Annotated in this window: 25 protein-coding genes and 1 tRNA gene; 7 read left to right on the plus strand and 19 right to left on the minus strand. The window is 36.9% G+C overall.

Annotated features, from left to right (window positions below):
* Positions 1–193 precede the first annotated feature (193 nt).
* From hisD to AC106K_RS07020, 9 genes are all read right to left on the minus strand, one after another.
* Complete coding sequence (gene hisD / locus AC106K_RS06980; RefSeq protein ID WP_482444038.1) at positions 194–1,474, minus strand: histidinol dehydrogenase; 1,281 nt, start codon at positions 1,472–1,474, stop codon at positions 194–196.
* Positions 1,475–1,713: 239 nt separating this feature from the next.
* Complete coding sequence (hisG, locus tag AC106K_RS06985) at positions 1,714–2,571, minus strand: ATP phosphoribosyltransferase (RefSeq protein ID WP_482444039.1); 858 nt, start codon at positions 2,569–2,571, stop codon at positions 1,714–1,716.
* A 252-nt stretch (positions 2,572–2,823) separates the two neighbouring features.
* Positions 2,824–3,921 (minus strand): glycosyltransferase family 4 protein, encoded by a 1,098-nt coding sequence (locus AC106K_RS06990; RefSeq protein ID WP_482444040.1) that lies wholly within the window; start codon positions 3,919–3,921, stop codon positions 2,824–2,826.
* The gene (locus AC106K_RS06995; RefSeq protein ID WP_482444042.1) at positions 3,918–4,694 is read right to left on the minus strand and encodes a polysaccharide deacetylase family protein; all 777 of its coding nucleotides are present in this window, start codon (positions 4,692–4,694) and stop codon (positions 3,918–3,920) included. The genes AC106K_RS06990 and AC106K_RS06995 overlap by 4 nt, the downstream gene beginning before the upstream one ends.
* Position 4,695: 1 nt before the next feature.
* Complete coding sequence (locus AC106K_RS07000) at positions 4,696–5,625, minus strand: glycosyltransferase family 2 protein (RefSeq protein WP_482444043.1); 930 nt, start codon at positions 5,623–5,625, stop codon at positions 4,696–4,698.
* 5 nt (positions 5,626–5,630) lie between these two features.
* Positions 5,631–6,800: a glycosyltransferase family 87 protein gene (locus AC106K_RS07005; protein ID WP_482444044.1), complete on the minus strand. Its 1,170-nt coding sequence runs from the start codon at positions 6,798–6,800 to the stop codon at positions 5,631–5,633.
* Positions 6,801–6,829: 29 nt separating this feature from the next.
* A complete protein-coding gene (locus tag AC106K_RS07010) occupies positions 6,830–7,642 on the minus strand; it encodes a 2,3,4,5-tetrahydropyridine-2,6-dicarboxylate N-succinyltransferase (RefSeq protein WP_482444046.1) in 813 nt (270 codons plus the stop codon).
* Between the two features lie 83 nt (positions 7,643–7,725).
* Positions 7,726–8,337, minus strand: coding sequence for a methyltransferase family protein (locus tag AC106K_RS07015; protein ID WP_482444047.1), 612 nt, complete (start codon positions 8,335–8,337; stop codon positions 7,726–7,728).
* Positions 8,338–8,661: 324 nt separating this feature from the next.
* Positions 8,662–9,510, minus strand: a complete 849-nt coding sequence (locus tag AC106K_RS07020; RefSeq protein WP_482444048.1) for a helix-turn-helix domain-containing protein — start codon at positions 9,508–9,510, stop codon at positions 8,662–8,664.
* Between the two features lie 87 nt (positions 9,511–9,597).
* Between AC106K_RS07020 and AC106K_RS07025 the strand changes: the two genes are divergently transcribed.
* Positions 9,598–10,785, plus strand: a complete 1,188-nt coding sequence (locus AC106K_RS07025; protein ID WP_482444049.1) for an MFS transporter — start codon at positions 9,598–9,600, stop codon at positions 10,783–10,785.
* Positions 10,786–10,962: 177 nt separating this feature from the next.
* Here the strand turns inward: AC106K_RS07025 and AC106K_RS07030 are convergent, their stop codons facing one another.
* The 3 genes from AC106K_RS07030 to AC106K_RS07040 all read right to left on the minus strand — a co-directional run bounded on the left by AC106K_RS07030 (position 10,963) and on the right by AC106K_RS07040 (position 12,340).
* Positions 10,963–11,340 carry a DUF2255 family protein gene (locus AC106K_RS07030; RefSeq protein ID WP_482444051.1) on the minus strand — a complete coding sequence of 126 codons (378 nt, stop codon included), beginning with the start codon at positions 11,338–11,340 and terminating at the stop codon, positions 10,963–10,965.
* Between the two features lie 108 nt (positions 11,341–11,448).
* Positions 11,449–11,775, minus strand: a complete 327-nt coding sequence (locus tag AC106K_RS07035; RefSeq protein ID WP_482444052.1) for a LytR/AlgR family response regulator transcription factor — start codon at positions 11,773–11,775, stop codon at positions 11,449–11,451.
* A gap of 19 nt (positions 11,776–11,794) precedes the next feature.
* A complete protein-coding gene (locus tag AC106K_RS07040) occupies positions 11,795–12,340 on the minus strand; it encodes a C40 family peptidase (RefSeq protein ID WP_482444054.1) in 546 nt (181 codons plus the stop codon).
* Positions 12,341–12,463: 123 nt separating this feature from the next.
* On the opposite strand from AC106K_RS07040, the gene AC106K_RS07045 reads away from it, so the two are divergent.
* Positions 12,464–13,159 (plus strand): hypothetical protein, encoded by a 696-nt coding sequence (locus AC106K_RS07045; protein ID WP_482444055.1) that lies wholly within the window; start codon positions 12,464–12,466, stop codon positions 13,157–13,159.
* Positions 13,160–13,195: 36 nt separating this feature from the next.
* Here AC106K_RS07045 and AC106K_RS07050 read toward each other — a convergent pair whose 3' ends face one another.
* On the minus strand, positions 13,196–13,567 hold the full coding sequence (locus AC106K_RS07050; protein ID WP_482444056.1) for a hypothetical protein: 372 nt from the start codon (positions 13,565–13,567) through the stop codon (positions 13,196–13,198).
* A 392-nt stretch (positions 13,568–13,959) separates the two neighbouring features.
* On the opposite strand from AC106K_RS07050, the gene AC106K_RS07055 reads away from it, so the two are divergent.
* Positions 13,960–14,646, plus strand: coding sequence for a hypothetical protein (locus AC106K_RS07055; RefSeq protein ID WP_482444058.1), 687 nt, complete (start codon positions 13,960–13,962; stop codon positions 14,644–14,646).
* 149 nt (positions 14,647–14,795) lie between these two features.
* Here AC106K_RS07055 and AC106K_RS07060 read toward each other — a convergent pair whose 3' ends face one another.
* Positions 14,796–15,236, minus strand: coding sequence for a phosphohydrolase (locus AC106K_RS07060; protein ID WP_482444059.1), 441 nt, complete (start codon positions 15,234–15,236; stop codon positions 14,796–14,798).
* Between the two features lie 151 nt (positions 15,237–15,387).
* On the opposite strand from AC106K_RS07060, the gene AC106K_RS07065 reads away from it, so the two are divergent.
* The gene (locus AC106K_RS07065; RefSeq protein ID WP_482444061.1) at positions 15,388–15,960 is read left to right on the plus strand and encodes a YdeI/OmpD-associated family protein; all 573 of its coding nucleotides are present in this window, start codon (positions 15,388–15,390) and stop codon (positions 15,958–15,960) included.
* A 120-nt stretch (positions 15,961–16,080) separates the two neighbouring features.
* Here the strand turns inward: AC106K_RS07065 and AC106K_RS07070 are convergent, their stop codons facing one another.
* Together AC106K_RS07070 and AC106K_RS07075 are read right to left on the minus strand one after the other, a co-directional pair.
* The gene (locus tag AC106K_RS07070; RefSeq protein ID WP_482444062.1) at positions 16,081–17,004 is read right to left on the minus strand and encodes an alpha/beta hydrolase family protein; all 924 of its coding nucleotides are present in this window, start codon (positions 17,002–17,004) and stop codon (positions 16,081–16,083) included.
* Positions 17,005–17,239: 235 nt separating this feature from the next.
* Positions 17,240–17,313, minus strand: a tRNA-Ala gene (locus AC106K_RS07075).
* Positions 17,314–17,884: 571 nt separating this feature from the next.
* Here AC106K_RS07075 and AC106K_RS07080 point away from each other — a divergent pair.
* Both AC106K_RS07080 and AC106K_RS07085 read left to right on the plus strand, forming a co-directional pair.
* Positions 17,885–20,494 carry a TonB-dependent receptor gene (locus AC106K_RS07080; RefSeq protein WP_482444064.1) on the plus strand — a complete coding sequence of 870 codons (2,610 nt, stop codon included), beginning with the start codon at positions 17,885–17,887 and terminating at the stop codon, positions 20,492–20,494.
* 234 nt (positions 20,495–20,728) lie between these two features.
* Positions 20,729–21,532 (plus strand): hypothetical protein, encoded by an 804-nt coding sequence (locus AC106K_RS07085; protein ID WP_482444066.1) that lies wholly within the window; start codon positions 20,729–20,731, stop codon positions 21,530–21,532.
* Positions 21,533–21,594: 62 nt separating this feature from the next.
* On the opposite strand, the gene AC106K_RS07090 is transcribed toward AC106K_RS07085, so the two are convergent.
* Both AC106K_RS07090 and AC106K_RS07095 read right to left on the minus strand, forming a co-directional pair.
* On the minus strand, positions 21,595–22,074 hold the full coding sequence (locus AC106K_RS07090; protein ID WP_482444068.1) for a MarR family winged helix-turn-helix transcriptional regulator: 480 nt from the start codon (positions 22,072–22,074) through the stop codon (positions 21,595–21,597).
* A gap of 2 nt (positions 22,075–22,076) precedes the next feature.
* Complete coding sequence (locus AC106K_RS07095) at positions 22,077–22,565, minus strand: GNAT family N-acetyltransferase (protein ID WP_482444069.1); 489 nt, start codon at positions 22,563–22,565, stop codon at positions 22,077–22,079.
* Positions 22,566–22,752: 187 nt separating this feature from the next.
* On the opposite strand from AC106K_RS07095, the gene AC106K_RS07100 reads away from it, so the two are divergent.
* Positions 22,753–23,733 (plus strand): BtrH N-terminal domain-containing protein, encoded by a 981-nt coding sequence (locus tag AC106K_RS07100; RefSeq protein ID WP_482444071.1) that lies wholly within the window; start codon positions 22,753–22,755, stop codon positions 23,731–23,733.
* A gap of 81 nt (positions 23,734–23,814) precedes the next feature.
* Here the strand turns inward: AC106K_RS07100 and AC106K_RS07105 are convergent, their stop codons facing one another.
* Positions 23,815–25,230 carry an efflux transporter outer membrane subunit gene (locus tag AC106K_RS07105; protein WP_047099180.1) on the minus strand — a complete coding sequence of 472 codons (1,416 nt, stop codon included), beginning with the start codon at positions 25,228–25,230 and terminating at the stop codon, positions 23,815–23,817.
* Between the last annotated feature and the right edge of the window lie 74 nt (positions 25,231–25,304).

Raw genomic sequence — 25,304 nt, forward strand, 5'->3', positions numbered from 1 at the left:
ATGCTTTAAAATAGACTTGCTTATATTCCTTTAGATGATATACCTTTCATATGCTGTATTTAAGGCGTAGGAAAATCAAAGATTTTCTTTTATTTTTTGGCCACGAATACACGAATAAGATGAAAAAATTCGTGTATTCTTGGCAATGAAAATTTTCTCACAGATAAAGATTTTGTGTCTTTACGTTTTCCTGCTATAAAGATTTTAATCTGATTGAGACTGCATTTTTGTGGGCTGACAATCCTTCTGCTTCTGCCATGATTTCTATTGTTCTTCCCAGGTTCTGAAGACCTTCTCCTGAAAGATGCTGGAACGTGATTTTCTTTACAAAACTGTCCAGAGAAACACCACTGTAATTCCTCGCATAGGCGTTAGTGGGCAGTGTGTGATTAGTTCCGCTTGCATAATCTCCTGCACTTTCACAGGAATATTTTCCAAGGAAAACGGAGCCTGCATTCTGAACTTTCGAAATATATTTCTCAACATCTTCAATAGCCAGAATAAGGTGTTCCGGCGCATAAAGATTACTCAAATTCATTGCCTCGTCAAGGGTATTGACCAAAATAAAAGAACTGTTATTCAATGCTAAACCTGCTATTTCACTTCTAGGTAAGTCTTTGATTTGTAACTCAACAGAAGCTATCGTTTCATCAAGAACTTTAACATCTGTCGTTATAAACATCACCTGACTATCACTTCCGTGTTCTGCCTGAGAAAGAATGTCAGCAGCACAAAATTCAGGAACAGCCTGCTCATCTGCAATAACAAGAACTTCACTTGGTCCTGCCGGCATATCGATGGCCACTCCGTAACGCTGGGCATATTCTTTGGCAGCTACTACAAACTGATTTCCGGGACCAAAAATTTTGGATACTTTGGGAACACTTTCTGTACCCAACGTCATCGCTGCAACAGCCTGCGCCCCTCCCGTTTTAAAAATTCTGGAAACCCCACAAAGTTTTGCCGTATATAAAATAGCAGGATTGATATTTCCCTCTTTATCCGGCGGCGTACAAAGAACAATTTCTTTACATCCTGCCAGGTTTGCAGGAACAGCAAGCATCAGCACTGTTGAAAATAAAGGCGCTGTTCCACCCGGAATATAGATTCCAACCTTCTCTACGGCTCTGTTTTCTCTCCAGCAGACTACTCCTTTTGTGGTTTCAATTTTCTCAACTTCCTGTTGTTGGGAGGCGTGAAACTTTTCTATATTTTCTTTGGCCTGCTGAATAGCCCGTTTCAGTTCGTCTTTTATCTGGGTTCCAGCGCTTTCAATCTCTGCTTCAGTTACCACAATACTTTCTGTGTCTGCCTGATCAAACTTTTTATTGAATGCAACCAAAGCCTTGTCACCTTTGTTCTCTACTTCATTAAATATTTCCGTGATGATCCCCGAGATTTCTTTCTGTTCTAAAACTGGACGTTTTACGAGGTTATTCCAGGTGTCTTGTGTGGGATATTTGTATATTTTCATTGTATTATTTTAAATTCTTTTTTAATCGCAAAGGCTGCAAAGTTTTTAATTATTATACTTTTTTAAGGTGCAAGAAAATCAAAGATTTTCGTGGGGATGCCGCCAGGTTTTATTTTATTTGCAACGAATGCACGAATTTTTTCATTTGTTTACGTATTTTTGGCGATCAAAATCAGCGGTATTCAATTTTATTTTTATTGCGATTTTGCGTTGACCGACATCAATTCATTTTTAATGATTTAAATAACCATTTTATCAATGGGAATGATTAAAATATCCTGCGCTCCATTATCTTTCAGTTCATCAATAACTTCCCAGAAGCGTTCCTGATCGATGACTGAATGAATGCTACTCCAGCCTTCTTCTGCCAATGGAATTACTGTAGGACTCTTCAGTACCGGCAAAACATCAGCAACTTTTTGGATTTTGTCATTAGGAACGTTCATCAGAATGTATTTTGAGTTTTTAGCCTTTAAAACGGCTTTGATTCTGAACAGAAACTTCTCGAGAATAGCTTGTTTTTCCGCAGAAAGCTGAGGGTTCTGAGCAAGTACCGCTTCTGATTTCAACAAAGTAACGGTTTCTCTTAACCCATTTTTGAATAAGGTACTTCCTGAGCTTACAATATCGCAGATTCCGTCTGCCAGCCCAATATTGGGAGCAATTTCCACAGAGCCTGAAATCACGTGAATATCAGAGGCGATTCCTTTCTGTTCTAAGAAGTTTTTTAAGGTATTAGGGTAAGAGGTGGCTATTTTTTTACCTTGAAAATAAGCCGGATCATCGGTTTCAATTTCTTTTGGAACCGCGATAGAAACACGGCATTTTGAAAAGCCCAGCTTCTCAACGATCTGGATATTTTTCTGTTTTTCGATTAAAAGATTTTCGCCTACAATGGCAATATCTACTACCCCGTCTTCAAGGTATTGTGGGATGTCGGAATTCCGGAGGTACATGATCTCCATCGGAAAGTTGTCTACGGATACTTTAAGCTGATCTTTCCCGTTGTTGACAAAGATCCCGCAGTCTTTGAGGAGTTGTAAGGATTCTTCGTAAAGCCGGCCGCTTTTCTGGATCGCAATTTTTAGTTTACTCATTTCGTCTTTTTTGAGGCCCGAGTAAATAAAAACTGATCTGTTTGGAGATTTCTAAGAAGAATTCAGGAAACAAAAAAACCGTCTATTTACTCAGACGGTTTTTAAATATTTTTGATTTTAGCACAAACAAATATCAATCAATTCCGCCTAACAGAGATGATGATAATAATGATGTAATGCTAAAAAAGTTGGTTTCATTGTATTGAATTATGATGCAAATGTAGGATTTATTTTTAAAATGCAAAGTTTTTTTCAGATTATTTTTTGATAAAGATTCATCAATTCTTTGGCAATTGGTTCATCATTGAACTTCTGAACAAACTCAAAACCCTTTTCTGCACGGCGTTTTCTTTCAGATTCATTATCCCATAAAAATTTAATTTTCGCACGGATGTCCAAATCATTATCCGGGTTGATGTATACCGAGTCCTTTCCTCCTGCTTCAGGCAGACAGCTTGTATTGCTGGTCACAACTACTGTATTGGAAAAAAGGGCTTCAATAACAGGAATTCCGAAGCCTTCAAAGAAGCTTGGATATACAAATATATCTGCCAGTTTATAGATCACTGCCAGTTCATCCATCGACACGCCTTCCAGGAACAATACCTGCTTTTCCATCTTGTTTTTCTTCAGAAAGGTCTCTATTTTCTGATAATATTTGGTCTTCCTTCCCACGACTACCAATGGAATTTCAGTTCCACTGATTGCTTTTACTACATTCAAAAGGTTTTTACGTTCTTCAATGGTTCCAACATTCAGAATAAACCTTTCGGGAAGCTGATATTTCTCTTTTGTCTGATGAATCAGTTCCTGAGTCTGCTGTTCTTTAAAAGCTTTGTGACAGCCCTGATAAATAACCTCAATTTTAGTTTCAGGAACTTTCAGAAAATCAACAATATCTCTTTTAGTCTGCTCTGAAATCGCAATGATCTTATCTGCTGTATCTGCGGCTTTTTTAAACTTCCATAAATGTATTTTTCTGTCGAAAAAAGAATAATATTGCGGATACCGCACAAAGATCAGATCGTGAATGGTCACTATCTTTTTAATGGGTGTTTTATCCCATTTTAAAGGCAATTCTCCTGATAAACCATGAAAAATATCGGCTCCTGACTTCTGTGCATCCTTGCCCATTTTCAACTGACGGGACAAGCTTCCTTTTGAAGTCTGGATAAATTTTACATTTGAGCGGTCCAGAATATCTTTTCCGCGCTCAGATTTATTTTTATTGAGCAGCAGGTATTCATTATCCGGAAAGTATTCGGAGAGTATTCGGACAAGGTCTCTTGAGTAATTCCCAAGACCGGACGTATTATGGAAAAAACGTTTGGCATCAAAAGCAATCTTCATCGTTCTATCTGTTTTTGAAATTCCTGAAATGTTCCGAATGTGTAACCTTTGCCTTTCAGCCAACCGACAAATGAATCAAATCTTTCTACCATGTCTTTTCCCGAATTCTTTACCGTAAAGCCAGGAAGTTTAAAAGCTTCTTCTTTAATCTCTGCAAACTCCCACGGATGAAAGTAAATATTGAGATATTTATCTTTTTTTAAGGTGTCTGAAGCCAGTTTTTTGTAAAGTCCCAAAGGAAAATTATGAAAGCTTAACCAGAATAAAGGAATTCTGAAATTAGGCGATACCGATGCCGGAACCTGTGTTACATTTCCTTCTTTGAAATAGGTTCTGGATACTTTTAAATTATTATATCTTCCCGGTAAAAAGGTAGGATTAATGGAGGAATTGTAAGAATATCCTGCCTTTTCCACTTCTTTTTCATCTACAGGCATCATTCTCGGCATTCTCAATCCGGTTACTTTTGTGGAAAATAATTCTTCCAGTTTTTCTCTTGATTCTTTCAGATGTTTATCTTCAAATTCTGAATGAAACCATGTGTGAGAAGCCAGTTCATGCCCCTCTTTCAGCAATCTCTCAATAAGATGCTTACTGTTTTCAGCAAAAACTACCGTTGAGAAAAAGGTAGCTTTGGCATTATGTTTTTTCAGGATGTCTAAAATTCTTTCTAATCCTGTCTGTGAAATTGAAATTTGCTTTTCAAAGGGAATTTCACCCTTATATTCTAATGGCATATCAAATTCTTCAATGTCAAAACTCAATAAAACCATTCTAAAAATTTTTGTTTTTAATAATATAATTAGGTCTGTCTTTCACCTGTTTAAATATTTTCCCTAAATAAATCCCCATGATTCCTAAAATAATCAACTGAAGTCCTCCAAAGAAAACAATAGTCATGATCAATGAGGCCCAACCGGAGATCTCTGTTTTTGCAATAAATGAATGAATGACATACGCTCCGTACCCTATCACTGAAAGTGCTGAGAATAAAAAGCCCAGATAAGCTGCCAGATAAAGCGGTTTTACACTGAAAGCCGTAATCCCCGTAAAAGCGAAAGTAAACATCTTTTTAAGGTTATAGCTGCTTTTCCCTGAAAGTCTTTCTGCTGCCGTAAAGTCGATTCCTATTTGCTTGAACCCCATCCAGCTTGTCAATCCTCTAAGAAACAAATCGTCTTCATTAAAGTTTCTCATCACTTCTACAGCACCAGCATCCAGTAATCTGAAATCTGAGCCGCCCCCTTTCGTTAAATTAACGTCGGATAAACTCGACAGGAGTTTGTAAAAAAGGTCTGATGTTTTTCTTTTAAAAAAGGAAATCTCCTTGGGATAGGTTCTGAAGGTAAAAACCACATCATATCCTTCTTCCCATTTTTTGATCAGTTCCGGGATCAGTTCCGGCGGATGCTGAAGGTCTCCATCCATAGAGATCACAGCATTTCCGTGGGCATTATCCATTCCTGCTTTTACGGCAGGCTGATGTCCGAAATTTCTTGAAAACTCAATGAATTTCACTTCATCATATTGACTGGAAAGTTCTTCGAGTTTCTGCTGGGTATTGTCACGGCTGCCGTCATTGACAAATATGATCTCAAAGTCATAGTTGTGCAATCCATCAAAAACCTCTTTGATTTTCTGATGGATCATCCCCACATTTCCTTCTTCGTTATAGGCTGGAATTACGATTGAAATTTTCTTCATATTGACTAATTCAGGCTATAATTTTTATCAAAATCTTTTGTCAAAAGCTCATACGTTACTCTCAACCAGATCACAATACAAGGTACTGCTTTTAATGAATATTTGATGATATAATTTTCTTTTACAAATTTCGGGAATAAATCTGAGGTTGAAAAACACGTGAAAATGATCACAAAAACCAACAGCCCGATGATAAGGGGTGTTCTTTCTTTCTGAAGAAAAAACCAGATTAAAACGCCTACTACCGCAATAATGTATGTTGGAGATTCTGAACTTGAACTAAACAGTACCAGAAACAGTAATGTCGATGCCAGAATCATCAGTTGGAAAGCGTAATGTTTATACTGCTTAATTCTTACATAAGGTAAAGCAAACAATGGCAATCCGAATGCTAAAAATACCAGATTGGAAATGGATGCATCCCCAAGAATTCTTCTTACAAAGCCCATCAGTGAAATATCCTGCATATTTCCAAGTACCTGATTTTCACTATTTTTTTCTACAATAGACTGAAACCAGTCTGTGTAACACTGGATCACAAATTGTGGACTTGAATACGCCATTGGAAGTACAAAAAATAAAATGGCAATTCCAATTCCTGAAAGAATAAACCGGGTCTTATTTTTAATGAAGAAAAACTGTGTAAGCCCTACAATTCCATAGATCTTTACAAATATTCCTATTAAAATGGCCGTTACCGATTTTACTTCTTTTCTTTCGTAGATGTATACTGCAGACAGCAATAAAAGTCCTGTTAATGCCACATTAAACTGCAGGCTTAAAGCTGCTGTTATATACTCCTGAACGCAAAGCAATCCAAAAATCGCTTTTTTGGCATCTGAAAACGGCAGTTTATAAACCCCGTAAATGAAGATAAAAGTGTTGGCAATATTCCAAAGGGAGATCCCCAGCCAGTCCGGCATCATTGCAAACGGAGCAATCAGGGCACTGAAAAATACGCCGTAATGGTTTAAATCAAAATAGAGATCGGGATAATGGATAAATAAGTTTTTCTGATGTATGGTATTGAAGAATACGTTTTTAAAAATCAGATAATTATTGATCGCATAATTTCCTCTCATATATTTGGAAATCGCAGTAACAACTGATATAATAAGATAAACCCCAAATATATATTTAGGGTTTAATAGTATTTTAAGAAATTTTTCTTTCAAGATGGTCGTATTAGCTTAAAAATTTAATCTTAAACAGCTACATTATTATCTCTCAACGCATCATTCAGAGATGTTTTCTTGTCTGTAGACTCTTTTCTCTGACCAATGATCAATGCACATGGAACCTGGTATTCTCCAGCCGGATACTGTTTTGTATAGCTTCCAGGGATTACCACTGAACGTGCGGGTACTCTTCCTTTGATTTCGATAGGTGTATCTCCTGTCACATCAATAATTTTTGTAGAAGCGGTCAATACTACGTTTGCACCCAATACTGCTTCTTTTTCTACGTGAACTCCTTCTACAACGATACATCTTGAACCGATGAAACAGTCATCTTCAATGATCACAGGAGCTGCCTGTAATGGCTCCAATACTCCACCGATTCCTACACCACCACTCAGGTGAACGTTTTTACCGATCTGCGCACAGCTTCCTACTGTAGCCCAGGTATCAACCATTGTTCCTGAATCTACATAAGCCCCAATATTTACATAAGAAGGCATCATGATTACTCCTGAAGCAACGAAAGATCCTTCTCTTGCAATAGCGTGAGGTACAACTCTTACTCCTTTTTCTGCATAATTTTTCTTTAAAGGAATTTTGTCATGAAATTCAAACGGACCTACTTCAATAGTTTCCATCTTTTGGATCGGGAAATACATTACTACTGCTTTCTTTACCCATTCATTTACCTGCCATCCGTTTTCTGTAGGTTCAGCTACACGAAGTTCTCCTGAATCTAATAAAGATACTACTTCTCTTATCGCTTTCTGGCTGTCTTCATTTTGTAATAGTTCTCTATTATCCCAAATGTTTTCAATAGTTTGTTGTAACGACATGTTTCTTATTTAAATTAGTTTGAAAAATTATACCCGCCAAAGATACAAAAAAGTTCAGCAAAACGATTTTTAACATTATGCTTTTAATAAAGGCTCAGCATACGTCCTACCTTCTTTTTGTAAGCCAGATAAATTTGCCCGTGCTGTTTCAGCAGATGTTCCTCTTCAAGCCGTATCTGAATCTGCATTAAAATACTTCCAATGAGGGAAAAGAAGAATGCAATAACGGTTGGAAAAGCCAGAAAAAAACCTATTAAGCTTACCGTCATTCCTAAGAATATCGGATTTCTTGAAAACTGAAATAATCCATTCTTAACAAGTTTGGTTTTCATCTGATCATCAATCCCGATCCGCCAGGAATCTTTCATTTGAAATTGAGCTATTACTACCCAAATAAATGCAAAAACCATCATGATCATTCCTGTGTATTGAACCCATTCATGTTCCAAAAACTGGATTTTAAAGGCATTTTCTATGGTTTCCGGAAATAACAAAAACAATAAAGTATATATAAAAAGAGCAGCGAGAATCAGTTTGAAGTACCAGCCGATCAATGCATAAGCAGAGCCATCTTTTGGTAAAACATTTGGATTTTTGCCGATTTTCTTAGTAACCGCTATACTGATTCCTAAAAATGAGACTGCAAAGAATAAAATAAAGTAAATGGGAATAAAGAATCTGATAAAATCTGTCATGATTAATTTGTTTGCTGCAAATTTCAGAGCTATTGAAATGCAACCCTATTGCAATGTTTGGTTCGGGTAAAATTTTAATTATTTGTACAATGACAAATGCAGTCAATACTTCCCATTTTCAAATGAAAGAGCGAGGATTCCCCTCCTCCGGAGGGGTGGCAAAAATTCAAAGAATTTTTGACGGGGTGGTTTTACCACGACACCTGTAAGTTTTGGCTAAAGCCAATTGATGGTTTGATTTTTTATTAAACGGGCTAAAGCCCGTTCCTATTGAATAAAATATTTCACGAAAACAATGATTATTAGTAAGCATATATTATTTACTTAAACCATAGATTTAACATTCCCTTTGCTTCTTTTAAATTCCGTCAAACTCATTTTATGCTGCTTCTTAAAGAATTTATTGAGATGGCTTTCATCTGAAAAACCAAATTCGGTGACAATTTCATTGATCCTCATATCACTGAAAAGAAGCCGATGTTCGATGAGTCTCAATTTATAGTTCAGAATATAATGGGTAATGGTTCCTCCACACTGGTTTTTGAAGTAGCTGCCAAGATACGTTTCGGAAAGACCAAATTTTTGGGAGATCACAGAAACTTTGAGCAACGCCGGATCATGAATATTTCCCTGAATATAATTCATAATATCCAATATTCTTTTATCGGTATTGGATCCCAGATGTTCTGCGCGCATTTTTGAAATATTTCTCGCTGCAATTACAATCAAAGCATTCACATAATGCAAAGTCAGTTCTTCCTGATAAATATCGGGATGATGGAGCCCATGAAGCAGTGAGGTTACAATAGATTCTACCAAAACGATGTCAGGTTTATTCTGTAAAATACAGCCGGAAAGATAAGAAGCCCCATAAAGCAGACATCCGATTGAGTTAATATTATTCCACTTATAATCCTTTACGTATTGCTCGCTAAACTTAACGAGCAGGAGTTCTGTTTTTTCTTCAACTTCCAGATAATGCTGATCATTAGGAGTCAGCAGAGTCAGGCTTCCTTTGCTGTAAGAAGCAATATTGTCGTTAATTGTAAAGGATCCTTTTCCTGAAATAACATAGACGATCTGGAAAAAGGAGAACTGGCTGCTTTTTAAAGGACAGCTTTCTGTTTCATGATATTCAACTTTTACCAGCTGATCTATATTCTCTCTTTTCATGTGGTAAAAATACTTATTTATCATTAAAATGTACTGATTTTTTACAATTTTTCTGTTCAAATTTGCTACGTAAAATTATTAAAATCTATGAAAAGATCAATCTATGTGCTGGCACTCGGGGCTTTTGGCATTATCACCACCGAATTTGGGGTTGTGGGTATTCTTCCTACCATCAGCAGGCAATTCGGCGTATCTATTGATGCAGCAGGATGGTTATTGAGTGCGTTTGCCATCACCGTTGCCGTTTCCTCCCCTTTTATCACTTCTTTCACCAGTAAAATAAACCGGAAGTTCCTTTTATGTCTTGTGATGAGCATCTTTGTACTTTCCAATCTTATCTCTGCTTTTTCCACCAACTTTACGATGCTGATGATTGCCCGTGTATTACCGGCCATCCTACATCCACTGTTCTGGAATATCTCTATTGCTATTGCATTCAAAGAAAAAGGTGCAAAAGGTGTTTCTACTGTAATGCTCGGACTTAGTCTTGCTACCGTTCTCGGTATTCCGATGACGACTTATGCGGCTGATCTCTTTCATAACTGGAAGGCTTCCTTTTTCCTAAGCAGTGCGATCAGTTTAATCGCGTTTATTGGATTATTGTTCTTTATTCCTTCAATGCCTGCAGAAAAGGAAAAACATGAACAGAATCAGCTAACGATTTTAAAAAATCCTCTTTTGTGGATCAATCTGATTTCAACTATTGGTACATTGGCTGCGATGTTCTCCAGCTATACCTACCTTACGGCTTATCTTGAAGAAATTACCCGAATGAATGGCGCTCAGATCAGTATCATGTTGTTGCTTTTTGGGGGAATGGGAACTCTTGGCAACTGGCTGATGGGAATCGCTTTAAACCGGAATGTGAAAATCACAACAAGATTATTTTTGCTCCTCCTCATTTCAGTACAAATTCTGGCTTACTTCCTTGGCGGAGTTTTTATTCCTATGGTTATCATTGTTTCTTTTTGGGGGATGATTCATACCGGTGGCTTTTTGGTTTCAAATATCAGAACTACACAAAATATTCCTCATCATGCCCTGGAATTTGTAAACAGCCTCCTGACATCATCTTTTAACATTGGCATTTCATTAGGTGCATTTCTTGGGGGAATCGTAAGCTCTTATTATGGAGTGCAGCATGTTCTTTCAGTGAGTGTTCTGCTTCTTTTCGCAACCTTTATTCTAAGCTTCTTTTCGTTTCCGAAATCTGTTGTAACGGATGAGGAAGATAAAGAAAATGAACTCACAGTTCCCGTTTGTGAACATATCTAATCAATACATCTATAGAAATTGTATTGTGAATAGAAGAGGTTATCTCAAAACTGAGATAGCCTCTTTTAACAAGTTTTGGCTGAAGCCAATGGAATAGATTTTTTATATTGAACGGGCTAAAGCCCGTCTCTATTGACTAAAACAGATGAAATTATAAAACTACCTGTGCTTTTCTCTTTATTCTGCCTCTCTAAGAATAAATTCCATTGTTTTCTCAACATGTTTATCTTTAATGATTCCTATTGCATATTGACGATTGTGTTCAGAATTATATTTCGTTAGATATGCCTGATTGATTTCTTCAGTAAGCTGATCTATATCGTCAGGAATTATTGCTTTTATGGTATAAACACGGTCACCACACTTAATCTGGCCTTCCGGATCTTTCAAAAAGGAGTTGTACCAGCTTCTTTCCGCCATTCCCCAGGATCGTGCAAAAATCCTGTCACGGACTGTAACCATCCATATTTCCAGAAAATCTGGTCTTTCTGATCCGGCCTTTATTCCGATAAGATTATTGGATTGGATATATTTCAGAGCGTTGTTCTTATTCATAGCTTAATCTTTTTGTAAAGCTAGGAGAATGGAAAATGAATAAAAACTTTTTTATATACATCAGCCAAAATCTGATGTGGATGGACTTTTTACTGATGCAGACTGTTTTTAGAGCATCATCTGGCTGAGAGTATAAGTAAGACATTCTTTATAGCTTTTAGCTACTGTAATTTTCAAATCACCACATACCAGCTGATTATCTTCAAAAGAATCAATATTGGTAAGGTTGACAATATAGGAATGATGGACCCGCATAAATTCTTCCGGCAGGCTTTCGATAAGATCTTTGAGGCTTTTGTAATAAATGTATTTTTTCTGGTCTATGGTATGTACTTCTACATAATTCCCAAGGCCTTTAATGATCGTTATATCTTTAAAGAAAAGTTTAATCAGCTTTTTATCTGTCCTGATGAAGGCAAAGGTTCTGTTCTTCATGGATTATTGCAGAGATTTTTTATAAAACCCTCTGGGCATGAAGGTATGCTTTGTTCCAGTATTTCTCATTAAGAGAGGAGATAATAACCCCTTTGGAAGTCGAGGCATGAATAAATTTCACTTCCCCATCAGGACCAATATCATGAACAATCCCTACATGGGATACTCTGCTTCCGCCTGCTGTAGCAAAAAACAGAAGATCTCCGGGTTTTACATCGCTGATGTCAATATTTTTTCCTGCTTCAGCCTGATCAGAAGACCGTCTTGGAAGGTTAAAATTATTTTCTTCAAAAACCTTTACGGTAAATCCGGAACAGTCGAAACCGGACGATGTATTTCCGCCGAATTTATAAGGGGTGCCAAGGTATTTTTCAGCATCTTTCAGGACATCATCGATCGATCGGGCCACTTTACCATCAAATCTGGAATCCAGCTTTCTGAGATTTTCAGGTCTGGATACTGTTTTGGATCCGGATTTCTTGTTGGCAGAAGCACTTTTGGAAGCACCACAGGAAACCACAAAAGCAGAAGCAACCAGTACAACAGCCAGCTGCTTTATTCTCATTTTTTTCTGAAATAATCCCGTTCCCATATTCATCTGATTTATACTTAATTAAGTAATTCCTGACAAATATACATTTTATATTTTAATTATAATATAACTATACTACAACTATATTATAAATATATGTTAAAGTTTTGTTTTTCAGTATTTATTGGTATATTTGAGGCCAACTTCGATGATATGGCCACCTATGAAAGTCTAATCAAGATCAGAGGCGCTGTGGGCGACCTTGTATTTTATAATCTGAACGGGAAAAATGTGGTTCGGAAGAAAAGCGGGTTCAATAAAGCGGCCTTTAAAAAAAATCCGTCTTATGAGAAGGTAAGGCAGAACAGTTCGGAATTCGGGCATTGTTCTAAAATAGGAAAAGTGATAAGAAAAAGTCTGGATCCATACATCAAAGCTGCAGGTGATCCCCTCCTCTACCAGAAGTTTGCCAAGCTGATGACTGAAATAAAGGATCTGGATATGGTTTCCGAAAGAGGTCAGCGAAGTGTTGAAATCGGATTAAAAACTGAAGCGGGAAAGAAACTTCTTACCGCATTCCGTTTTGGCGAAAAGAAAAATATAGCTGATGCTGTTAAAATTCAGGAACAAACCTTATCTCTGGATAAAGAAAACAAGGCGGACAAGGCAGTTATGATAACGATAAAACTCGACTCTGAAAATTATAAGACAGAATATACAGAGGAAACTATTGTTACGGATCAGAAAGAAGTCAGTTTTGAAAAACATTTTTCAGAAGATGATCTCCTGCTCTATTTTTTAGTATTGATGAATGAAAATCACGAAATAACCAAAATGGGATTTCTTGGATAAATAAAAAAGTCTGCATTCAGTATGCAGACTTTCATTTTATTTCTTTGTTCCTTTCCAGGTTCCTGATTTTGCAGGAGTGGGAAGTGAATTGGCCCATGTTCCGTTTCCTTTTTTATCGGTGCTCAGTGTTCCTCTGAAATCACCTCCTGAAGAAGGAAAGCCTACTTTTGCATTAAGATCTCCTGTTTCACTTAAATTTCCGGAAATACTATAGTTTTCATTATTATCATTGGAATGCATGGTTCCTACGACTTTACCATTGGTATCTACCACAAAGTTCCAGACTCCCTTATCACTCCCTTCATAACTACCAGACCATGTTCCTACATAATCATAAATAGTATCATCATTTGAGCTGCAGCCGATAAATAAAAATGCCGTTAAAAAAAGTAAAAAAAGTTTCTTCATAGTTTCAGTAGTTTATATCCTAAAATTTTCTGTTATTCTCCGCAACGTTTCGCACTTTAAAGATAGGCTGCAGAGCGTACTATTTAATATGTATTATTTTTTGTTCCGTGCAAATCTACTAATTTTTTATTCAAATTATCTGAATTTTAATCAGTCGCCAATATGTTTATTAAAAACCAACATATTTCGGCTAAAATACAAATATTTTTCAAACAAATTTACGCTACAGAACTTTTGAGTTATCCTTAAATGCATATAATTTAAAATTCACCTTAATTAATTCATTTTAATTTTAAAATTTACTTAATAAATGATTTAAAATAATTTTTTATTTATTTTCATATAATATTTCTTACATTAGTGAAAAAAAATAAACCTATTCAAATTTTAACATGAAAACAAAGACATTCTTTTTGTCCGTACTGGTAGTATGTGGTAGTTTAAGCGCCCAGGTAGGAATAAACACAGATAATCCTACTCAAACTTTAGATGTAAATGGCCTGGTAAGGGTAAGAGGACTTTCAAATACTGAAAATCAAATTGTTGCTGCCAATTCTCAGGGAGTTCTGTCATTGATCTCCCCTGAAGAAATTTTTTCTCCGAAAGCTTTATTAAATAATTCAACAACCTCTGCTGAGCAAAGACTTACAATATATGAAGGAAAATGCTTTTCACCTTCTGACAATGCATCTTCCTGTACGGTTACTTTAAATCATTATACGTCATGCCTTGGATTCGTCAATCCTGTAGATACTAAAATTATAGTAGGGCAAAACCTTGATACCTCCAACGGAAGATTCCTAGGGACGTGGAAAGCCCGGTATGTGGACAATAAAGGGTACATTAATGGTGTTCAGCCCACTGCTGATCAGAAAGCCCCTGATTATCCAAGGATTACTTATCTGAATCCGAATGCAGCCAATTATTTAGGAGTTGGTGACATTGGCGGGCAGTGTAATGCTGATATAATAACTACGATCAACCAGTCTACCGGAGACATAAAGGTAGAATCTGTAAAAAGAAGCATGTATTCTCATCTTATCTATCTTCTTGGGGTGGCAAGATCCAGAAGTTTATAATAAATATCTGATTTCATCAATAACAGTCGTAATGCATATTGCGACTGTTTTTTTAATGCAAAATTATAGGGAAAGGAAATCGTAAGAGCCACTATAAAACAACAAACAGAAACCTGAAGGAATACAATTCGTCCAGCTAATGGATGCTTTTATGGATTGGAAGGTATACTTTTTAAATAATTATAAGCCTTGATATATTTGGAAAGTCTTTCCGCATCTTTCTCGGTCACTTTATTTAATCGGCGAACATCCATATTATCTTCAAGATCATTTAATTTCACCCTGATCGCCAAATCATTCCCGGCAATTCTTTCAATAAAATCAGAATAGCTCTCATTATTTTTTCTTGTAACCAGCTCTAGTGCGTTGATGACAGCTTCCGGAAACCCTTCTTCTTTCAATTTCTCAAAAGACCAATCGGTATCTTCTACCAGATCATGTAATATGCCACACATCATTTCCTCTTCGGTTTTACCTTTCATCATTACTCTTAATACGTGTAAAATATAAGGCTTCCCTGATTTGTCCGTTTGGCCTGCGTGCGCTTGCGTAGCAATAGAAATTGCTTTTTCAAGTAAATGTAAACTCATTGCTTTTTTATCAAATATAAAAAAAGTTCTGTTAAAGGAATATTCTTCAATTACTTTTTATCCTACTGACAGGTGGTTGTCATCAATCTTTCTTAATTTTACATTAAAAGTTGAGATTAATAATTCAAAATACGATTTAACGCAGACTGAAATGGAAAGACAAACTATACATCTGAACACAAAAACGGAATGGAGACAATGGCTGGAGCAAAATCATCAGACAGAGCAATCCGTATGGCTTGTCTGCAACACTATAAAATCTGATTTACCTACTGTCCATTGGAGTGAATTGGTAGACGAGGCGCTTTGTTTCGGGTGGATTGACAGTACAAGAAAAACAGTTGATGAATATTCATTTGTACAATTGTTCAGCAGACGTAAACCCAACAGTACCTGGTCAAAAATCAATAAGGAAAAAGTTAAGAAACTCATAGACAATAAATTAATGATGCCTGCCGGGTATAACGTCATTAAAATAGCTCAACAAAATGGTTCGTGGACGATATTAGACAGTGTTGAAGAGTTGATCATTCCGGAAGATCTGGAAGAAGCATTTAAGCGCCACCAAGGTGCAAAGGAGTATTTTCTAAGCCTGAGCAAATCCGGGAAAAAGATCATCCTGCAATGGATTGTATTGGCAAAACGCCCGGAAACCAGGAAAAAGCGTATTGATGAAATTGCTGAACAGGCAGCCCAGCAAAAGAAGCCCAAACAACTTCAATAGTTGAGACATAATCAAGTTCATCTATAGATCCTTTTACAAAGATTTCTAGTTTGAATTGGTATTCGTTTTTAGATTCCTATTATATATAAGGAAAGCCGAGACTCTCCCAACAAAAGTTTCTTATTTGGTTAACTTTATATTCTTCATCCATTCGATAGCATACCTGACAGGTTCATCAGAGCTTGAGAAAGCAGTATTGTGTCCTAATTTCGGATACAGTTTATAGTCATAAGGCTTCTTGGCTGACTTTAAAGTATTTAAATATTCAATAGACAGATTAACAGGAACCTGTATATCCCGACCTCCAAAAATCCATAGTCCGGGAATCGATAATTGAGAAAGATCATTATAAGGATCAGTATCTACAAATTCATATTTGTCCGGGTCATTCATGATATGTTGTCGTGCATCTTCTTCTGTATGGGTATCCCAGAATTTTGAATTTCCATTGGTGTAAAATTGAAACCGAAGCTGTTTTTTTACAGTAATAAGTGCCCCACTGAATATGGTCATAAATTTAACATTCTTATTTTTTCTGGCAGCCAAAGGGATGATCCAGCCTGCCTGACTACCACCAATCAAACCGATTGGGATCTTATTACCTCCCAAATTTTTAGATAATACATTCACTGCAGCACTCGCATCTGACGACAAAAGGTTGAGATTTAAAGAATCAACATTATTAGTTCCTACTTCCGGTCCTGCATAAGTACCCCCGGACTCTCCCACTCCCCTTTTATCATACGTCAAAACAGCAATCCCGTTTTTTGCCAAAAGGCTTGCAAATTCTGTCATTCTCTTTTCCTGTCCGGAACCATGAACAATGACAACAGCCGCAACAGCATGGTCAGGTTTAAAAATTGTTCCCGCAAGCGAAACTCCTTCACTAACAAATTTTACTTCTTTGACCGTAAAGTCTGAAGACATCGCCGACACCGGATTATTAGTGAAGAAAAAAGTTATCACAAGAAAAGACCCCAATAACTTACTTGAAATAAGACCGTTTTTAAAAACAGCTAATGAATTGAGAATATTTAATTTCATGTTCAGGTTATAGTTTTCTAAAAAAGAAGATTTACAGTTCTTTTTTAGTTTTTTTATTCAGTCTAAATGTACAAAAAGTTTCAGGTATTTCTAATTCTCTAAAATAAATACATTTGAATAACCTTTCTTGAATCAGCCTCAAGAGTTGAGGAGAATAATTGTTTGCTCAAGAATATCATTAAGATCATAAAAAAAGAACTGTAATTCAAAATATTACAGTTCTTTTTTTATATTGTGGAGAATACGGGATTCGAACCCGTGACCTTTTGACTGCCAGTCAAACGCGCTAGCCAACTGCGCCAATCCCCCATTTTTGAAGCGGTACAAAAGTAAGTATTTTAATGATACGTGCAAATTTTTGTAGAATCTTTTTTAAAAAAATTATCTTTGATAATCATATACAGTTTTGAGCTAATCTAATATATAATTACTAAAGCTCTGTCATTCTGAATATAACGAAGTGAAATGAAGAAGTTTCATGGATATATACTCGTTTAGAAAGAATCATTGAGATTGATTAAATATTACCCTATCAAAATATAAAATTTGCATTTACAGAAGGTTCTGGTTTATTATAAACTTCCCAAATTTTACGCTTGATGAATGTTGATGATCAAAAATAAATAAAAGCGGAATGACTGATCTATATCATGTCAGAAAATAATTATCCGTATTATACATATCCATTTATTTTATTCTATTTCACTCCTATAACAGATTATAAATTAAAATATTACATAAAATTAATACGGCTTAAAAAACGAGCTGTAAAATGGCTTGTGTAAAGGTATTACAAAATCACGTCATGAAGATTTAATACTCTATTCAAAAATAAATTTTCATCTTTGCAGCCTCAAACTCAAACACGCTAGTTTATTTCATGAGCATTATTTTTAAAAAGCGTCTAATTATAGCGCTTGTATTGCCTACGGCCGCCCTATATTACGGGCAGAGTACGAAGGATTCGCTGGAAAAATCTAAATCCATTGACGAGGTGATGTTGGTAGGTAGAAACCTTTCCCAAACAGCCAAAGAAAGAAAAACACCTGTTGCCGTTTCTACGATTAAATCGGCAGAAATCCAGGAAAAACTGGGAAACAGAGAATTCCCTGAAATTATGAAGTCTACCCCATCTGTGTACGTTACCAAAGTAGGTGGCGGATTTGGAGACAGTAGAATTAACATGAGAGGTTTTGATGGGGCCAACATTGCAGTGATCATCAACGGGCAGCCCGTAAATGATATGCAGGGAGGTACCGTGTATTGGTCTAACTGGACTGGATTGGCGGATATTGCCAGCTCTATTCAGATTCAGAGAGGTCTGGGAGCTTCTAAATTTGTTGTACCTTCTGTTGGAGGAACGATAAACATTACTACCAAAGCTACCGATTCTGAGCAAAAAGCAATGATAAAGGGAGAAGTTGGTAATGATAACTATTCCAGACTATCAGCGATGTACTCTTCAGGATTAAAGAATAAGTGGGCAACAACAGTATTGCTTTCCCGTTGGCAAGGTGATGGCTACATCAACGGAACGAAAGGAGAAGGATATTCCTGGTTTTTCTCTACCGGATTTAAGCCAAATGAAAAACATGCGTTCAATTTAATTGCAACGGGTGCACCACAGGTACACGATACCAGAAGATCTTCTGCAACCGGAGCTAATGTAGCTACTTTACAGCAATTTGAAACTTACGGAAGAAGATACAACCCACAAACCGGGATGCTGAACGGATCTCAGTTCAACCTGGCGCCTAACTTCTATCATAAACCTATTGCCTCATTAAACTGGGACTGGAACATTAACGATGCTTTGAAGCTATCAACAGTAGTGTATGGGTCTTGGGGACGCGGTGGCGGTGGTACCGGACTTAATGGTTCTATTAAAAACGCCAGCGGACAAACCATGAATTTCATGAATTATGGCGCAGGTGGTGACGGTACGATCAATTGGGATATGATCTACCGCTACAACAGAGGCGGCATGGTAACAGACTATAATGGAAACACTTTCCAGAAAGGAACGTTTAATGCTCCAGCCGGATCTCCTGGTGACTACAATGGACAATATGTAGCTACTCTGAACGGGACAACTGGAATTGTAAGAAAGCAAAGTATCAACTCTCACGACTGGTATGGGGCTATTGCAGATCTTAATTACAAGAAAAATAACTGGACTTTTAACGGAGGTATTGATCTTAAAACGTATAAAGGAGCCCTTTATGACATCGTTACTGATATGTTGGGGTCTGATGCTTTATTTGTACCCAATACCACTAATGCTCCTAAAGGATATTATATCAACCAAACCGTAAAACCCGAGCCTCTTACGAAGCTAGGCAACGCTCAGAAAGTATCCATCTACAACGAAGGATTGGTAAGATGGGCAGGAGCTTACGGGATGATCGAATATAGCAACGAAAAACTAAGTGCTTCTGTTCAGGGATCGGTTTCTCAGCAGTCTTATAAGAGAAGAGATTATATGCTGTATACTCCGGAAAATCAGGAAACCAAATGGTATAACAAAACTGGTTATATCGTAAAAGGAGGTGCTAACTATAATATTGACGAGCACCATAACGTATTTTTCAATACAGGGGTTATTTCGAGACAGCCTTTATTCAACGCATTATTCCCATCTAACCAGAATATCTACAACGATGCGAAGAACGAAAGAATCTTCTCTATAGAATTAGGATATGGTTTCAAATCCCGTTATATCGATGTTAACATCAACGCTTACAGAACACAGTGGGATGACCGATTTATTTCAAGAACATTCAATGCAGGAGCGGCAGATGTAGCCAACTTCCCTCAATTGAAGCAAGGAAATGCTTATTTCTACAATGCACTGAACGTTGGGCAGCTTCACCAGGGAATTGAATTGGAAACTAAAGCAAGACCATTTGCTAACCTGAGACTTAGAGGTATGGTATCACTGGGTAACTGGAAGTATAAAGGAAATGCAAATTTCAACATCATTGACGTTCAAAGCAACCAGGAAGTTTCCGGAGCAACAGGAATGATCAATATCAAAGATCTGAAGGTAGGAGATGCAGCACAGACAACGGCAAGTATCGGTGCTGACTATAATATTACTAAAGCATTCAGTATTGATGCCAACTGGGAATATTATGACAAACTATATGCACAATTCAACCCTATCAACTTCCTTACTGAAGCAGCAAGAGAAAAAGGAATTGTAAAATTACCTAGCTATCAGTTATTTGATGTAGGTGCTTCTTACAAATTCACAATTGATCAGAAAAAATCTTTAACATTAAGAGCTAATGTATACAACCTGTTCAATAAATATTATATTTCTGAACTGAGCTCTAATATTCATGCTACTGATAAAATCACCAGTGGTCCGGATGCAGGGAAAACTTATCAGGATGCAGGTAGAGTTTACCAGGGAGTAGCTGATGGCAATACAGGATTCTTAGGTTTTGGAAGAACCTGGTCTGTTGCAGCCACTTTAAGATTCTAATACAATCTCATTTAATAATGAATCCAACAACCCCGTCAATATTTGGCGGGGTTATTTCTTTATAATCTTAACATGGTTAAAAATTTCACTTCATAAGATAAAATCTGAAAAAGCAATAAAATTCATAATGCATAGTATTTTTTAATTGTAAAAATTCATTTTAAATGAAAATTATTCGTTAAAATAAAAATTAATCATTATATTAGTAATTACTAATCAACAAAATATGATATTATGAGAAAAACAATTCTATTTTTTTCAGGAATTCTTATGCTCCTATCTTGCAGCGGAGAAAGAGAGTTTGAAAATCAGAGTCAATCCAGAAATGCCAGGAGTACAGATGTAAGCAAAACCATTACCCCTTTCTATCAATCACCATACAAAGCAGGGATCACTGATAATTATGGATTAATGATGCGTTATATTAATCAAACAAATTACACTTTGGTACTGACGCCTTATGTAAGTTTTATTACTGAAAAGATGCAAAAGTCTTTTACTTCGTCTGTCACAAGTGGTTATCCTGATCTTAAGACAGTTTCCATTCCTTCATTTAATATTGGTCCCAATCAGACCATCAATAATAAGTCATGCGATATGGTTTTACAGCATTCGCTTTCCAATCCTTGCCCAAGCTCTCCTATCCTTTATGATTTTAGTATTTATCCTTCCTTCAATCTTTCTGCCTTAGCAGAAAACTCAAAGATTCATTACTTTAAATATGAAATATTTGCAGGAGAAAGGGTTATTCAATCCGGTTATCTGAAACAAAAATTCATGGATGATTATGATGATGTTTCAACCATTCCAAGTTTTGATCCGCAATGGATTCCGCTTGGAAAAGTGACCGACCTGTATGGCAGTTTTCAGACCGTTACCATGTATCATGCGGCTACCAGAGAAATCTGTCTCACCAATGAACCTGGCACAGCCAATCCGGTTCTTAGTGAAATCAACTTTACAGATCCTTATACATCAACTTCACATACTTTAAAATATTATACAACTGCATCTGATGCAAGAATTGAATTACAATAAAATAGTACAAACGGGTCACACTTTTCAGTATGACCCGTTTATAATGTAATGAATGATCTCTATTATTTTGAATTCTTCACCTGCAAAGCCCTCTGGTAAAAAGACTGGCTGGCAAGCTTCTCTTCAGCTTCATCAATAGCAGTAAGCAGATTGTTTGTATTATCAGCAATATCTCCCAGAACAGTAGACATCAGTTCCCAGACCGGTTTCATCTTTTCTATAAGTTCCTGGCCTTTTGGGGTCAGCATAAATAATCTTTTGCGTTCATCCTGTTTATCTTTCTCCCATTGTATCAGCTCCAGCTTTTCAAGTTCCTTGAGCAGAGTTATTGTGGAAGGATGGGTATACCCTATCTCGTTGGCAATTTCTACAACGCTGGCCACCTTTTTCTGATAAATGGTAAAAATGACCGGAAACCATTTCAGTTCAAAATCGATTCCGAAAGCTTTGTAGATCATGGCTCCATCTTTTCTCAGTTGTTCACTGAGCCGGTGCAGCCTTGTAGATATGGCAAGAATTCCTGCTTCGTTGATCACATTCATATTCAGTCAGTTTTAAAATGGTAAAAAATATCATCAGCGCTCATTAAAGGGAATCTGGTAGGAAGATTTTCTTTTTTAATCTTTGTAAAATGGTTCCTTTCATAGAAACGCTGAGCTGCTTTCAATACCGTTATAGTCCCCAAATATAGGTCATCGATACCATTTTCACGGCAGAAAGAAATTAAAATTTCAAGTAAAATCTGGGCGATATTCAGTTCTTTTCCTCTGAATTCCTTTTTCACAAACATTTTTCTGACTGCCCCTGCCCTTTCATCAAACTTTACCAAAGCAATGGAACCTACCAGCTCACCATCTATAAAAGCACCCCAGAAGTTTCCTCCCTTCTCCTGATAAAAGTTCTCAATGTGGATAAGATCCGGCTGATCATCTACACTGATGGGAATATTGAATTCCTTCTGCTGAATCGTAAGAATCAGTTCAACTGCCTGTTCTGAGTACGAATTGTCTATTGGTTTAATTTCTAATTTCATAAGATTCAAATTAAAGTATAAAACTACGTAGTTAAATACATATATACAAATAAATTTTATTTTTTAAATAATTTTAACATAACTTAAATAAACCATGTTCGAATTCCTGTATATTAGAATATTTATGTAATTTTCTACAATATAATAAGTTAGAATTCTCGTTCTACCTCAATGGCATCCAATAAAAATGAAAATAGAAAATCTAAAACCCTTTGAAGGCCAGCATTGCGAAACTACAGCCACCGGAACTTTACTGCAACAAATCGGAATTAACCTTTCTGAACCCATGCTTTTCGGGCTGGGTGAAGGACTGGGTTTCATCTACTGGAATATGAAAACGATGAACTCCCCTTTTATCGGTGGACGTATAAAACCCGACTTACTGACTCGGAATATTGCCAGAAATTTAAACCTTGAACTCACCGTTAAAGAAACGTCTTCTCCGCAAAAAGCCTGGACTCAGGTAAAAGATCTCCTTGACAGCGGGCAGACTGTAGGGCTGAAACTGGATTGCTACCATCTGGAATATTTCTCCAATCCCTTTCATTTTGCAGGGCACTATGCCACCATTTACGGATATGATGATCAAAATGCTTTCCTGGTAGACACCAGACAGCAAGGCGGACTGGTACAGACATCTTTAGAAAGTCTGGCAAAAGCACGGGCGGAAAAAGGACCTATGGCTTCTAAAAATCTGTACTACACTCTACAGAAAACAGATCAGGAGTATGATTTGAAAAAAGTAATTTCTGCTGCCATCAGAAATAACGCCACCGAATATCTGAATCCACCTATTACGAATGTTGCTTACAAAGGAATCCTGAAAACAAGTACTGAAATTGGCAAATGGTTTCGTACAAGCAAGGATATTGAAGGTGAGTTTAAGCTATCGGCCATGATGATGGAAAGAGCCGGAACAGGAGGAGCTTTATTCAGAAATCTGTACCGTGATTTTTTGAAAGAAAGCCATGAACTGCTCAAGTTTGCTCCACTCAAAACAGGCTATGAGGCATTTGCAGAGATTGCTGAGCTATGGACATCCGTCTCTCATTTATTTGAAAAAGTAAGCCAGACACAGGACATCCGGTATATTGAAAAGGCATCAGATATTTTAAAAAACTTATCAGACAAAGAGAAAAAGGCTATGGAAATATTGGCAACCGTTTAGCCTGATCTCCCAAACCTTCATCCATAAAAAAACGTGTGCCATTGCTGACACACGTTTTATTGTTTACTGCGAAAATACGTTCTATTTCCAGCCTCCGCCTAAAGCCTGATAAAGCTCAACAGCTGCTTTCATTTTACTGTATTGTGCATTGGAAATATTAAGTTCTGCATTTAATGAATTCACACTTGCATTCAACACTTCAAGATAGTTTGCCATACCATAGTTTACCAATTCCTGAGAATAATCAACTGATTTTTTGTAGGCATTCAGTTCTTTTTGTTTTAATTCGATGAATGAATCCTGAACGGAAAAGACTCTGATTGCATCCGAAACCTCTTTTCCTGCAGTAAGCACAGTCTTTCTGAAATTCAGATAAGCTGTTTCCTGATTGGCAAGACTTACATCGTAGTTCGTCTTAATCGTTCTTTTGTTTAAGATAGGTTGCGCCAACCCTGCTACTACGTTTGCAAATAATGAATTCACACTGAACAGGTGATCAATATCTACAGACTGAAGTCCTCCGGATCCCGTCAATTTTAATGTCGGATAGAACTGTGCTTTCGCTGAATTGGTCAGTTCAAAAGCATTCATCAAGTTGTATTCTGCTCTCATGACATCAGGACGGTTGGCCAGTAATTGCGTTGGGTATCCAAGTTTCAGATCAATCGGAATTCTCTGTCCTTCCAGTGTAGATCTTTCAATGGCATGTGAAGGTTCACCCATCAAAAGACTCATTGTATTCTCAAGCTGCTGAATCTGTGTATCAATATCAATCAATAAAGATTTTGCATTGAAAACAAGGGCTTCACTTTGCTGTACGGCTACCTCAGTAAGCGTTCCGGAAGCTTTTAAAGCTCTCGTCGTCTCCAGGTTTTTTTCACGTACCGCAATGGTTTCTGTGATGATCTTTTTCTGAGCATCAAAAGTCAATAGCTGATAATAAGCTGAAGCAATGGAAGCCACCAGACTGCTCTTTACAGCCTTGTGCGCTGCAACAGTTCCCAAATAAGTGGCCAGCTGAGCTTTTTCCTGTGCTCTCAATTTACCCCAAATATCGGCTTCCCAGGTAAGACTTCCTGTAATATCAAACTGATTCACATACCGTCTTTCTCCAATGATCTGTCCAAACTGGGTATTGATAGATTGGGTCTGGAAAGTATAATTGGGACCAATAGAAAGTGTAGGCTGATAAGCAGCCTTACTTTGCTTCAGGTAAGCTTCAGCAGAATTGATGCTCTGTAAAGCAATCCGAATGTCCAGGTTGTTGTCTAAAGCTTTTGAAATATGCCCCTGAAGTATAGGATCTGTAAAGATCTCCTTCCATGAAACATTGGCAATGTTTGCACTGTCTGAAGGAAGCATATCAGTACGGAAAAGCTTTTCGTCTACAACGTTTTTCGGTCTTTCATACTCTTTTCTGGCCATACAGGATGAAATGGCACCGAGTATGAAAACTGAAAAAGTAATTCCTTTTATAATGTTTAATAAACTCTTCATTATTTAAAATTAGAAATTAGGTGTTAGAGGCTAGAAGTTAGATAGGGTTTTAGACTAATTTCTAAATATCTAAC

This window comes from Chryseobacterium sp. FR048 (assembly GCF_056844665.1).